Source organism: Parabacteroides bouchesdurhonensis, assembly GCF_900186615.1.
Classification (GTDB): Bacteria; Bacteroidota; Bacteroidia; order Bacteroidales; family Tannerellaceae; genus Parabacteroides; species Parabacteroides bouchesdurhonensis.
In genome coordinates this window covers 1,559,555-1,582,376 of the sequence record NZ_LT896588.1, presented here as the reverse complement: position 1 = coordinate 1,582,376, position 22,822 = coordinate 1,559,555, and the positions used below count along the sequence as shown (strand labels likewise).

11 protein-coding genes, 2 tRNA genes, 4 rRNA genes and 1 other RNA gene are annotated in these 22,822 nt (G+C 41.8%); 3 read left to right on the top strand and 15 right to left on the bottom strand.

All coding sequences use genetic code 11. From position 1 onward, the window contains the following. Positions 1-75: 75 nt before the first annotated feature. From C1721_RS06825 to C1721_RS06810, 4 genes are all read right to left on the bottom strand, one after another. Positions 76-2,037: an alpha/beta hydrolase family protein gene (locus tag C1721_RS06825; protein ID WP_102407694.1), complete on the bottom strand. Its 1,962-nt coding sequence runs from the start codon at positions 2,035-2,037 to the stop codon at positions 76-78. Positions 2,038-2,058: 21 nt separating this feature from the next. Continuing rightward, positions 2,059-3,552: a RagB/SusD family nutrient uptake outer membrane protein gene (locus C1721_RS06820; RefSeq protein ID WP_159063554.1), complete on the bottom strand. Its 1,494-nt coding sequence runs from the start codon at positions 3,550-3,552 to the stop codon at positions 2,059-2,061. 30 nt (positions 3,553-3,582) lie between these two features. Next, positions 3,583-6,717 (bottom strand): SusC/RagA family TonB-linked outer membrane protein, encoded by a 3,135-nt coding sequence (locus tag C1721_RS06815; protein WP_102407692.1) that lies wholly within the window; start codon positions 6,715-6,717, stop codon positions 3,583-3,585. Between the two features lie 552 nt (positions 6,718-7,269). Beyond that, positions 7,270-9,528, bottom strand: coding sequence for a GH92 family glycosyl hydrolase (locus C1721_RS06810; protein WP_102407691.1), 2,259 nt, complete (start codon positions 9,526-9,528; stop codon positions 7,270-7,272). Positions 9,529-9,722: 194 nt separating this feature from the next. On the opposite strand from C1721_RS06810, the gene C1721_RS06805 reads away from it, so the two are divergent. From C1721_RS06805 to C1721_RS06795, 3 genes are read left to right on the top strand one after another with little or no spacing between them, the layout of a single operon-like run. Further along, complete coding sequence (locus tag C1721_RS06805; RefSeq protein ID WP_102407690.1) at positions 9,723-10,130, top strand: hypothetical protein; 408 nt, start codon at positions 9,723-9,725, stop codon at positions 10,128-10,130. Beyond that, positions 10,130-10,408 carry a LysO family transporter gene (locus C1721_RS06800; protein WP_102407689.1) on the top strand — a complete coding sequence of 93 codons (279 nt, stop codon included), beginning with the start codon at positions 10,130-10,132 and terminating at the stop codon, positions 10,406-10,408. Before C1721_RS06805 ends, C1721_RS06800 begins: the two co-directional genes overlap by 1 nt. Further along, positions 10,405-11,031, top strand: a complete 627-nt coding sequence (locus C1721_RS06795; protein WP_102407688.1) for a LysO family transporter — start codon at positions 10,405-10,407, stop codon at positions 11,029-11,031. Before C1721_RS06800 ends, C1721_RS06795 begins: the two co-directional genes overlap by 4 nt. Positions 11,032-11,098: 67 nt before the next feature. Here the strand turns inward: C1721_RS06795 and C1721_RS06790 are convergent, their stop codons facing one another. The 11 genes from C1721_RS06790 to C1721_RS06745 form a co-directional block, all read right to left on the bottom strand. Beyond that, a complete protein-coding gene (locus C1721_RS06790; RefSeq protein WP_102409291.1) occupies positions 11,099-14,344 on the bottom strand; it encodes a S41 family peptidase in 3,246 nt (1,081 codons plus the stop codon). A 103-nt stretch (positions 14,345-14,447) separates the two neighbouring features. Beyond that, positions 14,448-14,558, bottom strand: a 5S ribosomal RNA gene (gene rrf / locus C1721_RS06785). A gap of 225 nt (positions 14,559-14,783) precedes the next feature. Beyond that, positions 14,784-15,184: a transfer-messenger RNA gene (ssrA, locus tag C1721_RS06780) on the bottom strand. A gap of 55 nt (positions 15,185-15,239) precedes the next feature. After that, on the bottom strand, positions 15,240-16,118 hold the full coding sequence (locus tag C1721_RS06775) for an alpha/beta hydrolase (RefSeq protein WP_102407687.1): 879 nt from the start codon (positions 16,116-16,118) through the stop codon (positions 15,240-15,242). 190 nt (positions 16,119-16,308) lie between these two features. Beyond that, a 5S ribosomal RNA gene (gene rrf, locus C1721_RS06770) occupies positions 16,309-16,419 on the bottom strand. An 88-nt stretch (positions 16,420-16,507) separates the two neighbouring features. After that, a 23S ribosomal RNA gene (locus C1721_RS06765) occupies positions 16,508-19,725 on the bottom strand. Positions 19,726-19,852: 127 nt separating this feature from the next. After that, positions 19,853-19,926: transfer RNA gene (locus C1721_RS06760), tRNA-Ala, on the bottom strand. A 92-nt stretch (positions 19,927-20,018) separates the two neighbouring features. After that, a tRNA-Ile gene (locus C1721_RS06755) sits at positions 20,019-20,092 on the bottom strand. Positions 20,093-20,266: 174 nt separating this feature from the next. Continuing rightward, positions 20,267-21,794 (bottom strand): 16S ribosomal RNA (locus tag C1721_RS06750). Together the 16S, 23S and 5S rRNA genes with 2 tRNA genes alongside form the textbook arrangement of a ribosomal RNA operon. A gap of 260 nt (positions 21,795-22,054) precedes the next feature. Further along, positions 22,055-22,186: a hypothetical protein gene (locus tag C1721_RS16410; RefSeq protein ID WP_261793748.1), complete on the bottom strand. Its 132-nt coding sequence runs from the start codon at positions 22,184-22,186 to the stop codon at positions 22,055-22,057. 124 nt (positions 22,187-22,310) lie between these two features. Continuing rightward, entirely contained in the window at positions 22,311-22,814 is a 504-nt protein-coding gene (locus C1721_RS06745) for an HU family DNA-binding protein (RefSeq protein WP_234347377.1), read from the bottom strand. Positions 22,815-22,822: the final 8 nt, after the last annotated feature.

Here is a 22,822-nt window from a genome sequence, read left to right as displayed (position 1 = left end):
GTGGTGAGTATAAAAAAAGAAGACCGGCCGATAAACAGCCAGCCTTCTAATAATCAAAACTTATGTAGAGTGATGTTAATGATTTTCTATTTCATCCAGGAAGCGGAAACATTCGTAATAGAATTTCCTGTTATTGTCCACTCCCTTGATACCATGGCCTAGTCCTTCAAATTCTACGTATCGGTGAGGTAAGCCCAGTTGTATCAGCTTCCGGTCCATCAGGCGTGAGCCCTCAATATCCACACGGTTATCATGATTTCCGTGCAACAACAAGAGAGGACCGGTCAGTTTTTCTGCATGATAGAGTGACGAACGGTCAATCAGCTTTGCTTTATCAGTTACAGGGTCACCGGCTTCAAGATAAGTCCAGTCGGGGATATTTGAGTGGGTGTGCTGATAGATGATATCGCAGAATCCGGCAGTCTCAATCCCGAATCCGAACTTGAAATGTGCTTTATTGCCATTGACTTCACCGGGAAAAGTTACCAGACGCATCGTAGCATAACCTCCGTGGCTCATTCCAAAGACGCCTACACGTTCAGCCGGTACATTCAGCTTGTCAGAAATATACTTGGCGCAGTAGATGATGTCGATAATCTCGTTACCTCCAAGGTCTTTATCATTCATAGCTGCAAAATCGCGTCCAAAACCGGAGCTTCCACGTGGGGAAGGGCTTAGCACGGTGATTCCGGCAGCATTATAGATCTGATATTCAGTATTGTAACGGTTATCACCGCCGTAAAACGATTCGATCATGATGATTTCCTTTCCGGCAGGCAGCGGATTCTTCGGCTTATACAGATAAGCGTGCAACAGGCGTTCCTTTCCGGTAGCAGGGTCGATGTCGAAAGTAGGGATAGACAAACGTTCTACATCCGAATGAACTAACTTAGCCTTCAAGGCTTCCGGCAAATCGAAAGTTACATTCAGCTTCATGCTCTTTTTACCTACTTCCGCCTTTACAATCTGGAAAACTACGGAAGTGGAGTTTGCCAACATGCTTACCTCGTTACCTTTTACAGCTCCGATGGATAACGATAAGTCGGAAGTCTGCTTGTAAAGCATCTTACCGGTCTTAATATCCATCAACATCATTGATGTCTCTATCGGATTACTTTGCAACACGAACAAATATTTTTCATTCTTGATTGTAACAAACCGTGCGTCTTCAATATCTGTGGTGAAATGAGTAACCTGCGTAGATTTCATGCTCTTACGATCAAAGCGATAGATATTTTTATAACCATCCTGATCTGAAAAGTAAAAACATTCGTCCGGAGAAATCCATTCCTGCATAACAGAAGTACCTGCATAGCTCGCTTTCCGGGAAGCGTCAGTCAAGACTGTTGTCTTCTTCGTTTCCGTATCGATATACACAATATTGGCATATTGGCGATCAGCATCTTTCAAGGCAAGGATCATAAGGCCTTTACCGTCGGGTTGCCAGCTAACGTCACCCCATGTATAACGGAAATCCGGTTCATCCTGACGAACCAATTCGTCCTTACCGGTTTTCAGGTCAAGGATACGAAGTTCGTCTAAACGTTTTTCATTCTGTGCCAGGCGGGCAACATAAGCAATCTTATCTTTCTTAGGATTGAAATTCCACGCGTAGATGTAGGGAACATTCGTCAGCTTCTCCGGATTCGGAGACAAAAGATTGCTGCGGTAAATATTGATAATTTCCTCATTACTCTCATCACCTATCCAATATACACAACCGTCCTTATCATTGTATTGAGGATGCCAGCAGTTGCGTTTGGAAAAATCCAGATCCACAACATCGGTTGCTTTAGATAAGTCCTGTTCCTTCGCGATATCCAACCATTGCAATTTATTTTCATTGGATGCTTTAAAGAAGAACAGCTTTGTTCCGTCATCACTTAATGAAAACTGCGAATAAGGAAAATCCTGGAAGAACGGAGCAATATTAACATCACGTCCCTGGAACTTCAATACAAGATCGGAGGATGTTTGCTGTGCGTTGGTGGTCATAGCAACCACCAACAGCATTAATATAGCAAATAGTTTATTCATAAAAGCAAGCAATTAGAATGTCTAGTTTCTCCAATATTCATTCTGATCTTCATTTGTCAGTTGCTTATTGTAGAACATTTCGGTGTTCGGAATAGGCAACATAAAACGTGGACTGTTAGCAGGCAGCTGCTTAACACCGGCCCATTGATCCATACCTACGCGATTCAAAGGTTTCTGCAAACGTTTGATATCATTCAATGCAAAACCTTCGCCGTATAATTCTTTACGTCTTTCGTACCAGATATTATCCAAAGTTGCATCAGTCGGAGTCGCGCCACGAGCTACCTGTAATGTATTCAAAACGTTTTTGGCTGTAGCGGCATTGCCCATCTGCAGTTCACATTCAGCTTTGATCAGGTAACCTTCTGCAATTCGACAGAAAGGAGATTCAGCATCACCGATACGCTCACGGTGTCCGAACTTACTTATAAAATAACCATCGTCTTCGTATACATAACCGGGGAATAATTTACGGCAATCTCCGGTTTCAAACATATTCACGAAAGAAGCGGCGGCACGAATCGTGCTATAACCCTTCAACATATCGGCAGATGCCTTGCTTTCTACATCCCCGGGAGCAATTTTGGCACCATATTCATAACCTTCAAAAGAAGAACAATACCAATAGAAAGAAGGAATAGAAGCATACAGATTACTTGTATTTGGTGTGAAGTTAAAGAACCACAACCATTCTTTATTATGATCTTTAAATCCGGCACGATATTCGCTTTGAGACATCAGGTTAGAACCATCATATTTTTCAACGGCCAATGTTGCATATTTTTCTGCATTCTGATAATCAGCCATATTTAAATATGTACGGGCAAGTAACAAAGCAGCCGCTCTTTTATTTATAAACTGAGCATCCGAACCATTGCTGTGTTCATATAAATAAGTGAAATCAGAAATAATTTGTGCATAAGCTTCTTTCACTGTAGTACGCGGCACGTTTTCACTTTCTTCGGTAGAACCCGGATTTAAACGCAGCAGGATACCTTTTGAGTCCGGTTGGTCCGTATAAGCACGTGCATACAATTGGGTAAGCATTAAGAAATTATAACCTCTCAAACCATAAGCTTGTGCTATCATGTCTTCTTTCTCAGCACCATCAGGAAGCATTGTTTCCTTGCTGGCAATAATTGTATTTGCCTGGTCGATTGATTTATAAGCATAACGCCAGATATATGCGCAATATCCGGTCCACCATGGATCGTCAACAGGAGTCTGAGCATATTGATAAGAGAATATCAACCAGTTATAAGTAGGAAATCCGTAAGCTCCACTTGTCATTGTAAGGTCTTCTCCCATTAAATCGGAAGTTCCCATTGCCAATGTGTGGTAACGATAATCGCCCAACTGCGCGTAAGCTCCCATTAAAGCAGTTTTAGCAGCAGCTACATCCGTATAAATCTGCTCATCAGACACGGAAGTCGTAGGTATCTGGTCTAGAACATCGCTGGAACATGAGAAAAAGAACGGCAATGCCAGGCTTAACAATAAATATTTTGTCTTCATATTTAATTTCATTTTAATAAATTAGTGAGATTAGAAATTCAAATTAAAGCCCATTGTAAATGTACGTGGAACAGGTATTGTCGTACGGTCATTATAACCGCCAACACCAAAGATATCGATGTCATCATATCCTCTCCAGTCATCTTTGAACCAAGTAAACAAATTATCTGCACTAACAAATACTTTTGCACCTTTCACTACGTTTGAAAATGCACCTAAACGTGAAGGCAGATTGTAAGTTAAAGTTATATTCTTCAACTTTATGTTTGTTGCATCATACAGATAACGGGTTGACACACCGTTTGATGAATTTGTATTGTTGTTTGAATACTTCGGTACATTTGTATTAGTATTCGTAGGAGTCCATGCATTTGTCTCATCCACGTGCATTTGTGCACCGGCCTGATTTCCGTCATGCATAATCTGAGAATACAGTCCATCATAAACTAAACCACCCCAACTGTATGCGAACAAAACAGACAAGTCAAATCCTTTATATGAAACACTGGTACTCAAACCACCATATACATCAGGAGTAGCACGTCCTTGTTTTTCATAAGAAGCCTGACTGTAAACATTTGTTGTCGTACGGTTTCCATTCGCATCAACCTTATACCATAAAGGATCACCGTTTGCAGGATCTACACCTGCCCATGTCGGCATATAAAATTCATACTGGCTATATCCCTTAGTCCAAATCTTCTTCGTATTTGAAATGATTTGCTCATCACCCATAATATCCTTAACTTCATCACGGATAGCAGACAAGTTAAAGTCTACATTCCATTTTACAGGAGTATCACGCAAAATGTAAGCGCCAAAAGTAAATTCAACACCATAATTGGCAACCTTTGCCATGTTCATCATGACAGATTCAAAACCATTGGAAGCAGCAAGAGGATAATTGTACAACAAGTCTTTTGAATTCTTGTAGAAGTATTCCAAAGACCCGTAGAAACGGTTCAGGAAACGATAATCTACACCAACGTTGAACATTGCCTGTTTTTCCCAACGCAAATTCGGATTGGCAAGCTGTGTATGACCTGTTCCGGAAGCGGTTCCATAAATATAGTCAGCACCTGTATCCCATAAACCTAATGATTGATAACGGTCCAGTCCCTGGTTATTACCTGATGTACCGTAGCTCAAACGAAGCTTCAACTGATCAATCCAGGTTAAATCTTTCATAAAGTTTTCTTGTTCCATACGCCAGGAAGCACCGGCACTCCAGAAAGTACCCCATTTATTGTCGGTACCAAATACAGAAGAACCATCACTACGTAAACTTACGGAGAGATTGTAACGGTCATTATAAGTATATTCAATACGTCCCAAATAAGAGATCAAGGCTTCTTTCGTTGTTTTAGATTGCGGAGCAAGTGCGGAAGCTCCTGAACCAAGCTCGTGCATTCCGTTCAATGGGAAAGATGTTGCACCGGCTTCAACTCTTTCATAAGAGCTTTGCCAATACTCAAAACCAACCATTGCATTCAAGTTATGCTTTTCTGCAATCTGGGTACTATAATTTAATGTATTAGTAGAAGTATACATCAAATCGGTAGTATTATAACGGTCTGAACGTCCACCATAAGCAGGTCCGTTTCCGTGATCCTTATTCCAGTATTTCAATTCTGAATAATGAATATAGTCGGGAGAGAAAACGGTTTTGAAATTTAAACCTTTATATAACTCAAAATCCAAAAACGCAGAAGCAAGGAAACGATAGTTCTTACTTTGGTTAATATCCATCTTCGGAATTGCAATCGGGTTAAAGTCCAAAGAAGTCGGGTTTGTAAAGTTATATTGTCTGTTGCCGTTAGCGTCAAGAATAGGATTACCTTCACGGTCTGTCAAATATACAGGAACCCCATTCGGGAACAATAAAGCATTATACAAAGGACTTGCTCCTGCTCCACCACCAACTTCCATATTCTGAATGGAATGAGAGAATGTAACATTCATTCCGGCTTTCAACCAAGGAGTTACTTCAGTAGAGATGTTTCCTTTTCCGGAATAACGTTTATAAAGAGCCGACGGTGTTACACCATCCTGATCATGATAACCAACAGAAAAGAAATAATTAGTCTTGTCATTTCCTCCGTTTACATTCACATTATATTCTTGGGTAAATGCTGTCTTAAATATTTCATCTTGCCAGTCCGTATCAACAATAATACGTGCACCGTTAACCAAATTTCCATTGGCATCGTAAGGCTGGTCCATATTATACGGATTAAACGTAATAGCACCCTGTGTCAATGTATTCGCAGCGGCAGCAGCCTCGGCTGGAGTTGCGCCCGATGCCAGTCTTTGTTCATAATATGAACGGAACTTAATATCATAGAATTGTGAAGAGCTCATCATTTCATAAGCCTTCGGAACGGATGAAAAACCAAATTGAGCATTGAAGCTTACTGTAGCTTTGCCCGATTTACCATTCTTAGTAGTAATCAGCACAACACCATTTGCTGCACGTGAACCATACAATGAAGCTGCTGCTGCATCTTTCAAAACCGTTATACTTTCTATATCCTGAGGGTTTAAAGTCGCAAGAATACTAGAAGTGTTATCATTATCGTCTGCCAATTTACTATATTTTGTGTTTGCCGAAATAGGCACACCATCCACAACATATAGAGGTTCGTTAGAGGCATTCAAAGAACCTGATCCACGGATGCGGAATGATGAAGTGGAACCCGGCTGACCGGAAGAAGACATTACCTGTAAACCGGCAACCTGTCCTTGTAAAGATTTATCGAAAGAGGCGCTCGGTGTTTGTATCTTACTATTATCAACACTTGCCGCAGAACCTGTAAAAACAGATTTTTTAGCTGTACCATAAGCAACAACAACCACTTCGTCCAAAGCTTTTGAACTACTCTTCATTATAATTTTCATGATGGGCTGAATAGGCACTTCCTGTGTTTCCATACCAACATACGACACAACCAAAGTTTTAGCATCTGCGGGAATGGAAAAATCAAAACGTCCGTCAAAATCTGTAATTGTACCTTGTGAAGTACCTTTTACCAAAATAGATGCACCAATAATAGGCATCTCATCTTCTTCAGAAATAACAACACCCTTCACAGAGTTCGTTTGTGCTATAGATATACTTATTCCAAAGAATACAAATAGCAGTAACCACGTTAATTTTCTTTTCATACTTCTTTTAATTAACTGTTAGTAGAATGTGGAACATAACTTTATATTTCTCTATTTATTCTATGATTACAAATTAGTTCTAACAGAACTGAAAATTTAGTTTATTTAATTCATCAGAGATTTGCCGCAAAGGAAGAAAAAAAGAATTAATTACAAAAACATTTTAATACTTTTATTAATCATATTGCTATAATTTATACAAATTACACCTCCCCTACTTCTATTTCTTAACATTTCGCTCATTTTATAAGTGAAAATAGCATTAGTTCTGTTAGAACTATATCATTTTGTAATTACAAAAACATCTAAAATTATCATTAAAATATTAATCTTTAAAGTATATTGGCAACCAATATAAATCTTATTTTCCTTTTGGTTACCAATATTTTTAAATCAAACAGGGTTTGTATATACTATTTTAAGAGATAATAGCGAAGACATACAGATAAATCAGGTAGTTATTCACAGGAAGAGTTCAATCAACAAGGGCTATAAAAAAGGCAGATAATTGTGTATTACCTGCCTTTTCTATATCAAAATAACGAATTATACTTAATGCGTATTACTCATTATAAATTCCAATTTGCCACCGTTTACAATATCGTTATGCGAAATAAAAGGTTTTTCCAATAGCTTTCCATTCAACTTGACCTCTTTTACATATTTATTTGCAGGAGTATTGTTTATAACTGTGATCTCAAACTTACCACCCTTTACATGAATTACCGCATGGTCTACCATTGGACGGCCTAATGTATATTCAGGTATACCGGGGCAAACCTGATAAAAGCCCAACGCGCTCATTACATACCATGCCGACATTTGCCCGCAGTCTTCATTTCCAATAATACCGCCGGGGTCGTTCGTATAAAATTCCCGCATAATATAGTCCAGATATTCTTGTCCCTTCCACGGGGAATCTGTCCAATTATATAAATAAGCGATATGATGACTTGGTTCATTCCCATGCGCATACTGCCCGATTAATCCTGTAATATCGGCAGAGGCTTCTTCTCCGTCAATTTCGGAAGAAGTGGTAAACAAAGTATCCAGACGCATTTCAAGTTCTTTTTTACCGCCGATAGCTGTAATAAAATTATCCATATCATGAGGAGCAAAGAAACTCCATTGGAATGCGTTTCCTTCCGTATAATCGCTTTTCATGTGGGATGAATAATGGGGATTGAATGGCGTACGGAATGAGCCATCTCCCATGACACCACGCATTAACTTTGTTTCCGGGTCCAGATAACGTTTATAATATTCAGCTTTTTGGGCATATTCATTGGCTAAATCAGTGTTACCTGCTTTCTTCGCTATTTGGGAAATACACCAGTCATAGTAAGCCATTTCCAAACCCCATGATACGGATTCGGGAACAGAATCAGCAGGAATAAAACCATATTTTTCCTTGTAATACGAATGCTTGGTTATTAAGTCCAGCTCGCGGGTACCTTTGAATTTTTCTGCTAGGTCAGGGCGGTAAACGGAAGAACGTGTGGCCGCCTCCGTCCATAAATTCATATCTCCTTTCGCCAGGTCTTTCGCAATAAGATCTGCAAGAATGGACATGGCAGGATAACCAACCATACAACCGGTATAACTGGACGCCAATGGCCATTTAGGCAATATGCCGCCTTCTTTATATCCCTGTATCATTACTTCTCCCCAGTCTGCGGCCAATTCCGGTTTAATGATTGTCATTAACGGATGTAAAGCCCGGAAAGTATCCCATAAAGAAAATACCGAATAATTCACATAGCCTGGTTCTGCTGTATGTATTTGTTTATCCATTCCTAGATAACGCCCGTCTACATCTTGATATACATAAGGAGAGATCATTGTATGATAAAGTGCCGTATAGAAATTAACCAACACTTTTGGATCGGAACTTTCTATCTGAATCAAATTAAGGGCTTTATTCCATATTTTGAAAGACTCTTCCCGTGTTTTATCAAAGTCCCAGCCCGATAATTCGGCCTGCAAATTCTTTTCGGCGCCTTCCGGATCAACTGTAGAGATTCCTACTTTTACATATAATGGTTGATCTTTTTCGGGAAACTTATAATGGAATTTCAAATCCTTATCTGTATTAACACGCAGGAATAAGGAATCTTGGCGTAGCTTTCCATCCAGATACTGGTAAACCGTTTCAATCGGTTCGGAGAAAGTGATCCGGTAGGAAACAGAATGAAAATGTGCCCATCCTTGTGTTTTAACCGTACCTTCTACAGTAGAATCATTAACGAACATATAGCTGTTGCCAACCACTTTATGTCCCCAGTTTGCCTGGAGGATATGTCCTAAATCCAGCATTACGCGACGCTCTTTAGGATTGTCGTAGGTATATTTATGAAAACCGACCCGGTCTGTAGTTGTGAGTTCCACATTTATACCGAAATTATCCAAACGAACGGCATAATAGCCGGGCGTCGCTTTTTCTGTTTCTTTTTTGAATGTAGCGACCGGCTTAATAGAATCTTCACCGGAATATGGAAGCAATGCAACATCACCAAGATCGCCTATACCTGTTCCGGATAAATGCGTATGGCTAAATCCGTAAATATGATCATCATCATAATGGTAGCCGCTACTAGCCTCCCATCCCAATAAATGGGTATCCGGGCTTAACTGTACCAAAGCATTCGGGCGGGTTGCGCCGGGAAATGTATGTCCATGAAAACCTGTTCCGATAAAAGGATCAACATATTGTACTTTATCCATTAATGGCTCTGTATCTGAAGCCGGCTTACATCCTGCCAACATCAGCCCCAATACGGCAGCCTGTAATAATAAGGTTGTTTTTTTCACTGTTTATACAATTTAGTTTGAATTTAAAAATCACGCAAAACGATTTACAAATGTAATGAAAAAGAACAAGAGACATACTTTATTTATGGTAATTATTCCGCTTCTCGCTTTACTTATTATACTGTTCCATCCTTCCTTTCTTTCCGATATTTTTTATCTTTGACCCATAAATCTAATTTAATTCTAATAAATCTATGAAAACAAACGTAATGAAGTTTATGTATGTTGTCTTTTGCATGTTTATATGCACAATGGTTTCAGCACAAAATTCAGAAAAACCAACAGGCAATTGGGAATTTTCCGCGTCGGATGCCCCATACGGTTATCAGGAAGGAACCTGTTTTTTTAAAGCAAAAAATGGGAAACTGACAGCTACCGTAAAAGTAAGCGGAAGAGAATTAAAAATTGACGATATTAAGGCGCAAGACAATACAGACATATACAAATGCCAATTTTATTTGGATGGTGCTTCTGTAGAACTTTCGTTTAAATTTTCAGACAATAAAATCACGAATGGATTAGCCAACGCCGAGGGGATGTCCATACCTGTCACTTTTAAGAAAATAGTATCGGAAACATCTAAATCGGGAAAGAAAAAATAATGTTTACAGTAATCGGGATTATGTTTGGCGGAATCGCCATCGGTTATCTATTACGGAATATAGAATTATTACAAAAAATAGGGAAGCCCATCTCATATACGATCCTGCTACTCCTTTTCCTTTTAGGGATTTCGGTCGGAGCGAATGAAGCAATTGTCAATAATCTCACGACATTAGGAGTACAAGCGCTTCTAATTGCTTTAGCCGGAACTACAGGAAGTATACTGGCCGCCTGGGCTGTTTATCACTTTTTCTTTAAAGAAAGGAGGAAAGAATGAAAGGTAGTCTGATTGTTGTAGCATTCTTTGCCTTTGGCTGTTTATTGGGATGGAGCGGCTATCTGCCGGATATAATAATTAAGAACGATATTACAGTCTACGTCCTTTATTTGCTGATGTTTCAGGTAGGACTGAGTATAGGAAGTGACAAAAAACTAAAAGATATACTATGTAGCATAAGCCCAAAGCTATTACTGGTTCCGCTGGCAACAATTGTCGGTACATTAACAGCCTCTGCCCTGATCAGTTTAGTCATTACCCAATGGAGCGTATTCGATTGCCTGGCAGTGGGGAGCGGCTTCGCGTACTATTCACTTTCATCCATACTGATTACGGAGTTAAAAGAAGCCTCATTAGGAGTACAATTGGCTACGGAATTGGGTACAATTGCATTAATTGCCAATATTATCCGTGAAATTATAGCTTTATTGGGAGCGCCGTTATTCGTGAAATACTTCGGTCGTTTATCTCCGATTTGTGCCGGAGGCGCCACAACAATGGATACCACATTACCAATTATCACCCGTTACTCCGGGAAAGACCTTGTATTTGTTTCCATTTTTCACGGAATTATTGTTGATTTCACGGTTCCGTTCTTTGTTTCGTTCTTCTGCTCATTATAAAAACATCAATAAAAAAGAAGCCGTTTCATAAAAATGAACGGCCTCAAACATTATATAAAAAACAACTCTATTTATTGCTGATTGTCTTAAGCATTTCTTCAACGGCTGTTTTCAACTGAGTATCTTCTCCTTTTAATTGGGACTCGGGTGTATTATAAACCTCTATATCCGGATCAAGTTGGTGATTCTCAAGATAATTACCTTGCATATCCTGAACGCCTACCTGTGGAATGCCGAAGACCAGTGAAGGGTCAATCTGTCGTTCCCACCATACGGCAGTCATTGTTCCGGGAACAGGTGTTCCTATCAGTTTACCTATCTGTAAATGCTTGTAAACCCACGGGAAACCATGTGCATTTGAATAATTATTCTCACAAACCAGTACACATGACGGTTTTAACCATTTATTAAACGGATCGCTACCGATATACTGTCCGCGTGGCATAAAACGTTGATATTCCTTACCGCTCAATAAAGTAGCCAGATCGTCATGCAACCAACCTCCGCCATTGTTACGAGTATCTACAATAATGGCTTCTTTGTTGCGGCAACGTCCCAATACTTCCGAATAGACTTCGCGGAAACTTTCGCTATCCATTCCTTTAACATGTACATAACCCACTTTTCCTCCGGACAATTCATCTACCATCTTCCGGCGCTGTTCAACCCAACGTTTGTATAGCAGGTTTGACTGTTCGCCATAAGATATCGGTTTTATCTGTTCTTCAAAACGTTCTTTTGTAGAAGGATTATATACGGTAAGAAGTACTTTCTTTCCGGCCTTACCTTTCAGTAGAGGGTAATAATCCTCTGATTTATTAATTGCATTTCCATCAATTTTCTCAATAATACATCCCGTACGGATTTTACTGTCAGCCAATGTCATCGGGCCTTTTGCTATGATTTCTTCTACCTTCAATCCGTCTCCTGTATAGCTATTGTCAAAGAACGCTCCCAGACTGGCTGTTGCCGGAGCTTTAGATTCAGGATAATAACGTGCTCCCGTATGCGAGCCGTTTAATTCGCCTAACAACTCAGACAGCATTTCCTGAAAATCGAAGTTATTGTTGATATGCGGCAAGAATTTCTCATAAGCGTTCTCATATCCCTTCCAGTCAATTCCGTGGATATTCGGATCATAGAATTTATCCAGCACCTGACGCCAGATATGATGAAAAATATATTCACGTTCCTGGGCCGGACGATAGGCAAATTCAGCACTGAAAGCGATTGGTTCGACTTTATTGTCTTTAATATCGATTTTCTTCAATTTGCCCTGTGAAACAAGGAATAAATTTTCGCCTTTCTTATCTGTGAAAAGAGAACCGAAACCAACATCTTTTATCAGCAGCTTAGTTGTATTTTCTTTAAAATCGCGTTCCCAGAGGTCAAAGCCTTTTTCAAAAGATGAGCAATAATATAACTTATCTCCTTTTGGAGTAAGAACAGCATCACCTAGCATTGATGAATTAATAGTCAAACGGATAATACGGTCTTTATGGTTTACAAGGTCAAATTTTAACGGGTCAACAGGTTTTTCTTTATCTGTTTCTTTCTTCTTACTATCTTTTTTGTCTTTACCGTCTTTTGAAGTGTCTTTATCATCTTCCTTTTTTTCATCTTCAAGAAGAGCCGCTTCTTCCTTTGTCTGTCTGAACTTGTCATAAGCTTCTCCGTCAAAGAACATGATATACACATCGTCTTCCGCTCCCCAACTACCGTGGCTGCGAAGACCGGCACGGTCACTTTGCCAGATCATAGCCTTTCCATCGAGAACCCATTTCGCATTCCCATCCGTGTAGCCGCTTTCCGTAAGGTTTGTAACCTCGCCACTACCATCAGCTTTAACCAAAGCTACATCACAATTATTCCAGCCTCCTACACTGATATATTTAACCAGAAACCATTTACTGTCCGGAGACCATTGATATTGTTGATCGCCATCGCTATATGAATAATTGAATTTACCATCCAATACAGTACGTACCTGTTTCGTTTTCAGATTAATTACACGTAATGTCGCACGATTTTCAAGGAAAGCGACTTCTTTTCCATCCGGTGAATACATTGGCTGGAAAGATGTCTGATCTGTTACCACAAGCGGTTCTTCCTTTATTTCCGGTGCATAAGTAAAATATTTGTCATCCTTACGAACAAGGCTGGTTTGATAAATACCCCATGTATTAGCACGTTCTGCCGAGTAAACAAGCGAACGTCCATCCGGGCTAAAGTCTAAATTCCGCTCTTGTTGAGGTGTGTTTGTAATCTGTCGCGTTGTTTCATAATCTACCGATGTAACGTAAATATCGCCACGTACAATAAACGCCACTTCTTTTCCATTAGGAGACACTGCAATATCTGTTGCTCCACTCGAAAGTAAGCGGTTTATCAAATCATTCTCTATTTTATCGGTAACAATCTGTATATTTACTTTTTGGGGTTGCGAGCCTTCTTTTACCGTATAAATTTCTCCGTCGTAACTGTAACAGAGTGTTCCGTTATTATCCGAAGAAAGGAAACGAACAGGGTGTGTGGTATGATTTGTAATCTGCTTTTCATTCTTGCCGGAAAGATCACCTTTGTAAACATTAAAACTTCCGTTTTCTTCGCTCAGGTAATAGAATGAATTTCCGTCTGCCGCCCAAACAGGGTTACGGTCTTCACCTTTAAAAGAAGTTATCTTTTTATATGAACGGTCTCCATTCAATGTACATAACCAAATATCACGCGTAATAGACGATGTATGATGTTTCCGCCACGCATCTTCATAACCTTTTTTATCCTGATAAAGCAATTTGTCTCCATCCTTATTAATAGAGATATTCTCCATTGTCAGTGAAGAGAACAATTCAGGACGTCCTCCATCCGTAGATACTTTATATATTTGCGGAAATAAGAAAGATGGGAATTGTCCGTCTTTTACATCCTGTTGTATGGAAGCCTGATATAATATATGCTTATCATTCGTAAACGCTTCCGGATATTCATTTTCAGAATGGCTCGTAAGCTGTCGCGGAACGCCGCCATCCTTATCCATTATAAAAATATCGAAATTGCCATTTCTGTTACTTGCAAAAGCAATCTGTTGTCCATCCGGCGACCATACAGGGTGTGTGTCATGTGCAGGATTGGTTGTTAACTGAGCAGCTTTTCCACCTGCTGTCGGAACAGTATAAATATCACCTTTATAGGTAAAAGCGATCATTTTACCATCAGGCGATATGGCACAATAACGCATCCAAAGCGGATTTTCACTGGCCTGCGTCATAGCCGATAGAAAAAGGGCTAATGCCGGAATAATAAGTTTTTTCATATCGATCATTTTTTATTTTGCAAATATAGATTATTATTCATTATCAATAAGCAAAATTCCTCCCAAAACAAAAAAGGAACCAATCTTTCGATTGATTCCTTAAAAACGGCGGCTACCTACTCTTCCACTTTTACGCAGTACCATCGGCGTGACGAGGCTTAACTTCTCTGTTCGGGATGGGAAGAGGTGGATCCCTCGTGCTATAACCACCTTAATCTCTTTTATTTCTTAAACATTCTGGACTATCAATAAAGTTTTTCAGTAAAACTCCTTTCCTACAAAACTATCATCCCCCTTCCCCTTCTGAAAGTCTCGGGCGATTAGTACTACTCGGCTCGNATTATAGTACAACAAACAGACATTATGCCACATCAATTAACGGAAACATATAATAATATGCCCCAATAAAAAAAGCATAAAGTTGTACTTTATGCTTTTCTTGTGGAGCTGGAGAGACTCGAACTCTCGTCCAAACGAGGAATTAATTTGCTTTCTACATGTTTATCTTCGCCTTTAATTGTCGGAGTTAAGCAAGACCGAAGCCACCCACTCAACTCTTATCCTCTAAATTTTCATCTGAAACCCAAGGCTTATTTCAGACTATCTCCGATATTGCTGCACCACCTGATCGGAACGCTTCGAAGCCACAGCTTCCGGGTGATGTCACGTCCTCGTAACTTTTACAAGGATTAAGCTTTAATCTACTATACTTCGATTAAGCAGCGAGAGCGTAATTATTTTCGCCAGTTAATTGTTTGTTGTCTGAGATTTAAGTGCAAGCCAACTACGCACTACATGCTTACAAACCACTTCTGCCCGCTGTCAAAACCGGTCAGCCCCTAATTGTGTTTGCAAAGATATAAAATATTCCCTGTTTCTAAGCTGTTTTCGCTCTTTATTCTATTATACCAAGTTCTCGAAACCAGTCTTCTGCTCGATCCGGCCACTCATTTATAGCAACACCTGTATCACGTAGACCATAACCATGCCCCCCCTTACTGTATAAATGCATCCAAACAGGTACACCCATTTCTTTCAAAGCATAATAATAATAAAGGCTACTATTAATATAGGATTTATCATCTTCTGCTTGTATTAACATTGTAGGTGGTGTTTCTGAAGAAATTTTTAATTCTGGTGACAACTGGAAATTTTCACCATCTAAATAAGCAGGATAAACTAATAAGCAGAAGTTAGGACAACAACTTTCTTTATCCGCAGCATCAACTAATGGATATGTACGTTTCTGGCTATTGGATAACATAGCAGCCAAATGCCCTCCTGCAGAAAATCCCATAACACCTATTCTCAATGGATCTATATCCATTTCCTCTGCATGCGCACGAATATATCCCAAAGCTCGTTGAGCATCTTGTAGAGGAGCTTCATGTTTTTGAAGCCCTTCACGACGTGGTATTCTATATTTAAGCAAAACAGCCGTAATGCCAAGATTATTAAGCCATTCACAAGCTTCATCTCCTTCTAAATCATATGCTAAAATATTATATCCTCCGCCTGGACACACCAATATTGCTGCACCAGTTGCAACATCGTCCGGTGCATGATAAACAGTGATAGTAGGTTCACTTACATTTGTAAGCCGAAGAACTGTTTCGCCACCTACTTTTCCTCCATCTCGATCAGCTTTCTCTATAAGTTTGACCGTTTCGCCTGGAGCTCCGTTTGGAAACAATAATATCGGATTATCCTGTGCCATAATAGTACCAACCAGACAAGTCTCTACAAAAAAAAGAAACAACCATCTTATTTCCATATATTATACATTTATAAAGTCATTATATATGTGACGAATATAAATATTTATTTGATCCCTTCAATCAAATAAACTCAATAAAACAACAATATAAATTTAGAACATCAGTAAACTATTTCTGTTCATAAACTTAAAACAGAGTATAATTACCAAACCAAAAAAGGAACCAACCTTTCGATTGATTCCTTAAAAACGGCGGCTACCTACTCTTCCACTTTTACGCAGTACCATCGGCGTGACGAGGCTTAACTTCTCTGTTCGGTATGGGAAGAGGTGGATCCCTCGTGCTATAACCACCTTAATATCTTTTATTTCTTAAACACTCTGGACTATCAATAAAGTCTTTTCAGTAAAACTCCTTTCCTACAAAACTATCATCCCACTTTCCCTTCTGAAAGTCTCGGGCGATTAGTACTACTCGGCTCACACATTACTGCACTTACACCTGTAGCCTATCTACGTCGTAGTCTACAACGACCCTTCAGGGATATCTCATCTTGAGGCTGGCTTCGTACTTAGATGCTTTCAGCACTTATCCAATCCAGACTTAGATACCCGGCAGTGCACCTGGCGGTACAACCGGTAAACCAGTGGTCTGTCCAACACGGTCCTCTCGTACTAGTGTCAGAACCCCTCAAATATCCTGCGCCCACGATAGATAGAGACCGAACTGTCTCACGACGTTCTGAACCCAGCTCGCGTGCCACTTTAATGGGCGAACAGCCCAACCCTTGGGACCTTCTCCAGCCCCAGGATGTGACGAGCCGACATCGAGGTGCCAAACCATTCCGTCGATATGAGCTCTTGGGAATGATCAGCCTGTTATCCCCGGAGTACCTTTTATCCTTTGAGCGATGGCCCTTCCATACGGAACCACCGGATCACTATGCTCTAGTTTCCTACCTGATCGACTTGTCGGTCTCTCAGTCAAGCACCCTTATGCCATTACACTCTACGACCGGTTACCAATCGGTCTGAGGGTACCTTTAGAAGCCTCCGTTACACTTTTGGAGGCGACCACCCCAGTCAAACTACCCACCATACAGTGTCCCCACTCCTGCGGGTTAGAACTCAAACAATAGAAGGGCCGTATTTCAACGTCGACTCCACGAATACTGGCGTACCCGTTTCTTTGTCTCCGGCCTATCCTACACATCCATTGCCCAAACTCAATGTAAAGCTATAGTAAAGGTTCACGGGGTCTTTTCGTCCCATCGCGGGTAATCGGCATCTTCACCGATACTACAATTTCACCGAGCTCACGGTTGAGACAGTGCCCAGATCGTTACACCATTCGTGCAGGTCGGAACTTACCCGACAAGGAATTTCGCTACCTTAGGACCGTTATAGTTACGGCCGCCGTTTACTGGGGCTTCAATTCAAACCTTCGGATTGCTCCTGAGCTCTCCTCTTAACCTTCCAGCACCGGGCAGGTGTCAGGCTATATACTGCATGTTTCCATTTTGCATAGCCATGTGTTTTTGTTAAACAGTCGCCTGGGCCTATTCTCTGCGGCCATTCCATCTCTGGAATGGCGTCCTTTATCCCGAAGTTACAGGACCATTTTGCCTAGTTCCTTAACCGTGAATCACTCGAGCGCCTCAGTATTTTCAACCCAACTACGTGTGTCCGTTTACGGTACGGGTACTTTATGAATTATGTTTAGCGGATTTTCTTGGGAGCATGTTTACATCCATATTGCATTGTGCAAGCACGCTGCATACTGTCAAGTTCGACTCTTACGGCGGATTTGCCTACCATAATCTACGTCTACACTNTATACTGCATGTTTCCATTTTGCATAGCCATGTGTTTTTGTTAAACAGTCGCCTGGGCCTATTCTCTGCGGCCATTCCATCTCTGGAATGGCGTCCTTTATCCCGAAGTTACAGGACCATTTTGCCTAGTTCCTTAACCGTGAATCACTCGAGCGCCTCAGTATTTTCAACCCAACTACGTGTGTCCGTTTACGGTACGGGTACTTTATGAATTATGTTTAGCGGATTTTCTTGGGAGCCTGTTTACATCCATATTGCTTTGTGCAAGCACGCTGCATACTGTCAGGTTCGACTCTCAAGGCGGATTTGCCTACCTCGATCTACGTCTACACCCTTTAACCGGCTATTCCGTCTGCCGGCAGGACTGTCACTTCTCCGTCTCCACATCACTCCATAAAGTAGTATGGGAATATTAAACCATTCTTCCATCGGTATCGCCGTTCGGCTTAACCTTAGGGCCCGACTTACCCTGATCCGATTAACGTTGATCAGGAAACCTTAGTCTTTCGGCGAGGAGGTTTCTCACCTCCTTTATCGTTACTTATACCTACATTTGCTTTTCTAAAAGCTCCAACAAGGGTTATCCCTCATCTTCTGCGCCGTTAGAATGCTCCCCTACCATTTCTTTCGAAATCCACAGCTTCGGTAAACAATTTATGCCCGATTATTATCCACGCCAAACCCCTCGACTAGTGAGCTGTTACGCACTCTTTAAATGAATGGCTGCTTCCAAGCCAACATCCTAGCTGTCTTTGCAGTCTGACTTCGTTAGTTCAACTTAATTGTTATTTCGGGACCTTAGCTGGTGGTCTGGATTCTTCTCCTCTCGGACACGGACCTTAGCACCCGCGCCCTCACTCCATGAATAACTATAGCACGCATTCGGAGTTTATCTGGACTTGATAGGCGGTGAAGCCCTCGCATCCAATCAGTCGCTCTACCTCATGCTATATAGTTCACAGGCTGCACCTAAATGCATTTCGGGGAGTACGAGCTATCTCCAAGTTTGATTAGCCTTTCACCCCTACCCTCACCTCATTGGAACACTTTTCAACGTATAACCATTCGGACCTCCAGTTAGTGTTACCTAACCTTCATCCTGGACAAGGGTAGATCACTTGGTTTCGCGTCTACTCACTCCGACTAAATCGCCCTGTTAAGACTCGCTTTCGCTTCGGCTACGTTCCTGAAGAACTTAACCTTGCCGGAGAAAGTAACTCGTAGGTTCATTATGCAAAAGGCACGCCGTCACATCCTAAGATGCTCCGACCGCTTGTAGGCAGACGGGTTCAGGGTCTATTTCACTCCTCTGTTCGAGGTTCTTTTCACCTTTCCCTCACGGTACTGGTTCACTATCGGTCTCTCGGGAGTATTTAGCCTTACGGGATGGGCCCCGCTGTTTCACACAGGATTTCTCGTGCCCCGCGCTACTCAGGATACCACTAAGCTTCGTTAACCAGTCGTGTACCGGGCTATCACCGTATTTCGCTGTTCTTTCCAAAACATTCCACTTGATTAAGTTCTTGCTATATCGTGGTCCTACAACCCCGCTATTGCCTAAACAATAACGGTTTGGGCTGTTCCGCGTTCGCTCGCCACTACTTGCGGAATCACTTTTGTTTTCTCCTCCTATGGGTACTTAGATGTTTCAGTTCCCCACGTTTGCCTCCCATTAAGGGATGACAGGCCTTCAACCTGCCGGGTTGCCCCATTCGGATATCTTGGGATCAATGGTTATTTGCACCTACCCCAAGCTTTTCGCAGCTTATCACGTCCTTCATCGCCTCCGAGAGCCTAGGCATCCACCGTCTGCCCTTACTTACTTTCTTTCCGGTGACACTTACAAACTATTACTAGCTGTCGTGTCGGGATGATATCTCTGTAAGTTCGCTCTACTTCTTTACTTTATTGATTCTGTCCATCATGTCAAAGATCTTTTCTCATTACTGAGTGTTGTGGAGAATAACGGATTCGAACCGTTGACCCTCTGCGTGCAAGGCAGATGCTCTAGCCAGCTGAGCTAATCCCCCCTCTTGGTTTGGTAGATAGTAGTTGGTAGTTAGTAGTTAGTAGACTTATCTACTTTAACTTCCTGACTACTTTTACTACTTCTCCCGGAGTGTAGTCCCAGGCAGAGTTGAACTGCCGACCTCTACATTATCAGTGTAGCGCTCTAACCAACTGAGCTATAGGACTGGCTTATCTTTTTCTTCCTGAAACTTTCTTTCCGCGGGGATACCGCGTCGAAGCTTCTGTTTTCTCTACTGGGTTGTCCAGTTTTAAGATCATATATAAATACATTACAACTAAAGCAGCACAAGTAAGGAAGTTAATACCTTCGTTACTATACTCGGTAATTCTGTGCTCCAGAAAGGAGGTGTTCCAGCCGCACCTTCCGGTACGGCTACCTTGTTACGACTTAGCCCCAGTCACCAGTTTTACCCTAGGCCGATCCTCAACGGTTACGGACTTCAGGTACCCCCGGCTCCCATGGCTTGACGGGCGGTGTGTACAAGGCCCGGGAACGTATTCACCGCGCCATGGCTGATGCGCGATTACTAGCGAATCCAGCTTCACGGAGTCGAGTTGCAGACTCCGATCCGAACTGAGACGTGGTTTGGAGATTAGCGCCCTGTCGCCAGGTGGCTGCTCTTTGTCCACGCCATTGTAACACGTGTGTCGCCCCGGATGTAAGGGCCGTGCTGATTTGACGTCATCCCAACCTTCCTCACAGCTTACGCTGGCAGTCTCACTAGAGTCCTCACCTTGATGTGTTAGTAACTAGTGATTAGGGTTGCGCTCGTTATGGCACTTAAGCCGACACCTCACGGCACGAGCTGACGACAACCATGCAGCACCTCGCAAATGGCTATTGCTAGAAAGAATGTTTCCACTCCGGTCCAAATGCGTTCAAACCCGGGTAAGGTTCCTCGCGTATCATCGAATTAAACCACATGTTCCTCCGCTTGTGCGGGCCCCCGTCAATTCCTTTGAGTTTCACCGTTGCCGGCGTACTCCCCAGGTGGATTACTTAACGCTTTCGCTGTAGAGCTTACATTGTATCGCAAACTCCTAGTAATCATCGTTTACTGCGTGGACTACCAGGGTATCTAATCCTGTTTGATACCCACGCTTTCGTGCTTCAGTGTCAGTGATGGTTTAGTATGCTGCCTTCGCAATCGGAGTTCTGCGTGATATCTATGCATTTCACCGCTACACCACGCATTCCGCATACCTCAAACATACTCAAGATAAACAGTTTCAACGGCAATTTTATGGTTGAGCCACAAACTTTCACCGCTGACTTATCTATCCACCTACGCACCCTTTAAACCCAATAAATCCGGATAACGCTCGCATCCTCCGTATTACCGCGGCTGCTGGCACGGAGTTAGCCGATGCTTATTCGTAGGGTACATACAAAACAGGACACGTCCCGCACTTTATTCCCCTATAAAAGAAGTTTACAATCCATAGAACCTTCATCCTTCACGCGACTTGGCTGGTTCAGGCTTTCGCCCATTGACCAATATTCCTCACTGCTGCCTCCCGTAGGAGTTTGGTCCGTGTCTCAGTACCAATGTGGGGGACCTTCCTCTCAGAACCCCTATCCATCGTCGGTTTGGTGGGCCGTTACCCCGCCAACTGCCTAATGGAACGCATGCCTATCTATCAGCGATGAATCTTTAACAAATATCTCCATGCGGAGCCCCTGTTTTATGCAGTATTAATCCGACTTTCGCCGGGCTATCCTACTCTGATAGGTAAGTTGCATACGCGTTACTCACCCGTGCGCCGGTCGCCGACAGTGTATTGCTACACCTCGCTGCCCCTCGACTTGCATGTGTTAAGCCTGTCGCTAGCGTTCATCCTGAGCCAGGATCAAACTCTTCGTTGTTAAATTGTTTTTATCTCTGCTCAGAATAACCTTGTTTATTGTAAGTATTGACGGTATTAATTTTTTAATACTTGTACTACTTTTTAGTTGTATGTAAATTTTTCAAAGAACGTTGTTTGCTTTCGTTTGAAAAGCGAGTGCAAAGGTAAGGACTTTTTTTAAACCACCAAATTTTCCAAAGAAAAAATTGAAAAAAGTTTTTAGCGATCCGGACAAAAGGGCCGTAAAAGCCTGTATTTGCACTCTTCTTTCTATATTCTTTATTCTGTATCCTTGGGCACTTCCTCTTTTTTCGGCGGTTTTTTGCCGCTTATCTTACCAATCAGTTTTCCGGCCGCCTTTATACAGCGGGCTACAATTGTGAGAACATCGATTATTTTTTCTACATTCATCTTATTTGCTTTTTAATTTGTATGAATAATCCACGCCGGCCAAAGCACCGGCGAATGTGCAGGATAGTAAGGCCTGCCGCTTCGTGCGGCAGCGCCATTACTAATCGCATTCTCAGTCCGTAAATCATACGGCATGCGGACGGTTGCACTCTACCACTTCGGGCGTAACTTTCGTGAACTCGGTCGTCTTCTTGGTCTCGCGCAGTTCGCTGCCCGGCGTAAAGACGATTTTCGGCTTACGAAGCAGACTGTTGTCGAAATCCTTTTGATCGGTCACGCCATCACTGCTCACCGAAAGGCGGAAATTCCCGAACTCACCCAACTGCACGATACGGCCTTCCTGCAATTCCAGGTCCATGACAAAGTTCAGATTGTCCAACACCGCTTTTACATCAGCGCTCGACACGGTGCTGCGGGCGGCAATCAACTTACACAAATGTTTCAGGCTGGATGTGCCGTTGCTCTTCGCCATTGCATAATACTTTTTCTCTGCATCCTGTTCTCCAGGTTTACTGGAACGCTGTACTAACTTAAATCCTTGTGACATAATTATAAAATTTAAAAGGTTTATGTGTCCACTGTTGAACACGATGCAAATGTAAAGCAAGCGAAAAAGAGGAAATTCCAACTTTACAA